Annotated in this window: 3 protein-coding genes; 2 read left to right on the top strand and 1 reads right to left on the bottom strand. The window is 61.4% G+C overall.

Annotated features, from left to right (window positions below; translation table 11 throughout):
* Positions 1-290 (bottom strand): DUF732 domain-containing protein (locus WAN71_RS13975; RefSeq protein WP_422225907.1); only part of this gene is annotated, 290 nt, incomplete at its 3' end.
* Between the two features lie 212 nt (positions 291-502).
* Here WAN71_RS13975 and WAN71_RS13980 point away from each other — a divergent pair.
* Positions 503-1,063, top strand: coding sequence for an MmpS family transport accessory protein (locus WAN71_RS13980; protein ID WP_422225908.1), 561 nt, complete (start codon positions 503-505; stop codon positions 1,061-1,063).
* Positions 1,060-2,495, top strand: a 1,436-nt coding sequence (locus WAN71_RS13985) for an MMPL family transporter (RefSeq protein WP_422225909.1), incomplete at its 3' end; no start/stop codon positions are given. The genes WAN71_RS13980 and WAN71_RS13985, both read left to right, overlap by 4 nt.

Consider the following 2,495-nt stretch of genomic DNA (forward strand, 5'->3'; position numbering starts at 1 on the left):
GGGCAGTAGATGCTGATGGCGCTGCCAAGGAACTGATACGCCTGCACCTGAGTGGTGCCTCTAGGGAGGTTATTGGAGAGGAAATGAGCGGACGCCGCAGCATCTGGATCGACGCCCTGACCCAACCGTCGGCAGACGATCTTGGCTATGTACGGGTTGTAGTCATGCGGCCCGTAGATGCCGTATCGCTGGAGTTGGTTGTCGAAATCGGTGTCGGGGTCGGCGTATGCCGGCGCGGACAGGCCGATCGCCGCGGCGATGGCGACGACCGCGAATCCGGTTACCTTCATAGGCTGAATCGTACCGCCGTGGATTTTGCGTCCGCTCATCGTCACGGATCCTCCTCGCCTCGCCGAGCCGTCGGTCCGGACTCGCGCTACGGTCCTCAACAACCACCCGGCCCGTGTTCTATATTGCTGCCTATTCAGATTAGAGTAGCTAAGGTTACACATAGGCTAATTAGTTGAGCGCCCTTCGCCCCTGGTTAAGGATGGAAGAACCCATGACTACCACCGAGCCCAGGACCGAGCCGCTGCCCACCTCGGTCGAAGGCAGCGGCGGAGCCAAGGTCGCCAAACCACGCCGGGACAACCAAAGGTCGATCGTCTCTCGCATCCTTACCCGTTTCTGGGTCGTGCTGGTCATCGCCGCCGTCGTCGCAGTCTCGGGGTTTTGCGTGTACCGACTGCGCGGCATCTTCGGTGTTCACGGCAACGCCTTCGGCGGCGGTGCGGTCGCCGAAGAGATAAAGCCGTTCAACCCCAAAGTCTTAACACTCGAGGTCTGGGGCACACCGGGCAGCGTGGCGACTATCAACTATCTGGATAAAGATTCCAAGCCGCAGCAGGCCCTCAACGTACCCCTGCCCTGGTCGACAGAGCTGACAACAACGCAGCCTTCCCTCCCCGCCAATCTCGTCGCGCAGGGAACCGGCGATTGGATCGCCTGCAAGATCACCCTGGACGATAACGACGGGCGCGGGCCGGTCGTCAAGGCCACAAATCAATCCCCCGCCAACGAATCAGTGCATGCCTTCACCTTCTGCCTGAACAAGTCCGCATGAGTGAGACCACCGAGATTGCACAGCCTGTCTCGCAGCCGTTGATCCCGCCCTTCCTGCCCCGGATGATCCATCGGCTTGCGGTGCCGATCGTGCTGCTGTGGCTGGGACTCACCGTGTTTGTGAATGCCACGGTGCCGCAACTGGAGGTCGTCACCAAAGATCACGCGGTGTCACAGAGCCCGAAAGACGCGCCAGGGATGATCGCGATGAAGAAGGTCGGATCGACCTTCCACGAATTCAACTCCGACACCTCGGCGATGATTGTCCTGGAGGGCCAGCAGCCCCTCGACGCTGCCGCCCACAAGTATTACGGCGAGATCGTCAAGCGACTCGAGCAGGACACCAAGCACGTTCAGCACATCCAGGATTTCTGGAATGACCCGCTGACTGCTGCGGGCTCGCAAAGCCCGGATGGAAAAGCGGCCTATGTCCAGGCCTACCTCGCCGGCAACATGGGTGAGAGCTTGTCCACCGAGTCCGTCGAAGCGGTCCGCAAGATCGTCAACTCAGTGCCCGCGCCGCCGGGGGTTACGGCCTATGTCACCGGCGCCGGCCCGCTGATCGCCGATCAGTCTCATGCCGGCGAGAAAGGCGTCAAGAAGGTCACCCTCATCACCTTTCTGGTGATCATTGTGATGCTGCTTTTCGTCTATCGCTCGGTGAGCACTGTTTTCATCGTGCTGTTCATCGTGATGGTCGAAGTGGCCGCGGCGCGGGGTGTCGTCGCGTTCCTGGGAAATTACGGGATCATCGGGCTGTCCACCTTCGCCAACAACTTGCTGGTGTTATTGGCGATCGCCGCCGGAACGGACTACGCGATTTTTGTGATGGGCCGCTATCACGAGGCCCGTGGCATCGGCGAGGACCGAGAACAGGCCTTCTACACCATGTTTCACGGCACCGCGCATGTCGTGCTGGGTTCGGGGCTGACCGTCGCCGGTGCGATGTATTGCCTCAGCTTCACCCGGTTGCCGTGGTTCCAGACTATGGGCGTGCCTTGCGCGGTCGGCTTGCTGGTCGCGGTGTTCGCGGCGTTGACGCTGGGCCCGGCGGTGCTCGCGGTGGCCAGCTTCTTCAAGCTCCTCGATCCGAAGCGGATATTGCAAACCCGGGGATGGCGACGCATCGGCACCGCGATCGTCCGTTGGCCCGCACCGATTCTCGCGGTCACCATCGCAATCGCCCTCGTCGGCCTGCTCGCCCTGCCCGGATACACGACGGACTACGACAACCGCCACTACCTGCCGGCCGATACCCCGGCCAATGTCGGCTATGCGGTCGCCGACCGGCATTTCAACCAAGCCAGGCTGAATCCCGAGCTGTTGATGATCGAGACGGATCACGACATGCGCAATCCGGCCGACTTCCTGGTGCTGGACAAGGTGGCAAAGGCTATCTTCCACATCCCCGGTATCGGCCGTGTGCAGACCAT

This window comes from Mycobacterium sp. (assembly GCF_049280035.1).
In the GTDB taxonomy this organism is placed as follows: domain Bacteria; phylum Actinomycetota; class Actinomycetes; order Mycobacteriales; family Mycobacteriaceae; genus Mycobacterium.

Coding starts and splice junctions, on each gene's coding strand:
- WAN71_RS13980 (WP_422225908.1), top strand. CDS start 503: ATGACTACCACCGAGCCCAGGACCGAGCCGCTGCCCACCTCGGTCGAA.